This window comes from Gottschalkia purinilytica, from assembly GCF_001190785.1.
Classification (GTDB): domain Bacteria; phylum Bacillota; class Clostridia; order Tissierellales; family Gottschalkiaceae; genus Gottschalkia_A; species Gottschalkia_A purinilytica.
The window spans coordinates 1-720 of sequence record NZ_LGSS01000066.1; the positions used below are offsets into that span (position 1 = coordinate 1).

The window sequence follows — 720 nt, forward strand, 5'->3', positions numbered from 1 at the left end:
TAATATGTTCAGATAAGACAGGCACATTAACACAAAATAAAATGACAGTAACAAAATTATACACTTATGGAGAACTTAAAGACATAGCAGATATAAATATTATGGATAGAGATGTAGAGTTAGCACTAAAGATAGGTTTATTATGTAATGATGCAATAATAGAAGAATATAACGGGGAAAAGAAACCACTAGGAGATCCTACAGAAGTAGCTTTAGTAGTAGCTGCGCAACAACATAGATTATTCAAGAAAGAACAAGAAGCCATATTAGAAAGAGTAAAAGAGATACCTTTTGATTCAGATAGAAAGTTAATGACTACTATACATAAAACTGATAAAGGCTATAAGATATTAACTAAAGGTGCTTTAGATATTTTGATGGACAAGTGTACGGGGATATTGATAAATGGTAATGTTCAGAGACTAACTACAGATATGAAAAAAACTATAAATAAAGTAAACGAAAATCTTTCACAGCAAGCATTAAGAGTCATAGCATTAGCCTATAAAGATACGTCAAAAGATCATAATTCTCTTAAAAATGACTATGCAGAACAAGATTTAATATTTGTAGGTATGTTTGGGATGATAGATCCGCCAAGACAAGAAGCAAGAATAGCTGTAGCAAAATGTAAGGAAGCAGGAATAAAGCCCGTTATGATAACGGGTGATCATAAAGTAACTGCTATGGCTATAGCAAAAGAACTAGGAATACTAAACG

Annotated in this window: 1 protein-coding gene; it reads left to right on the top strand. The window is 31.7% G+C overall.

From position 1 onward, the window contains the following. Nucleotides 1-720 (top strand): HAD-IC family P-type ATPase (locus CLPU_RS16370; RefSeq protein ID WP_115840421.1); only part of this gene is annotated, 720 nt, incomplete at both ends.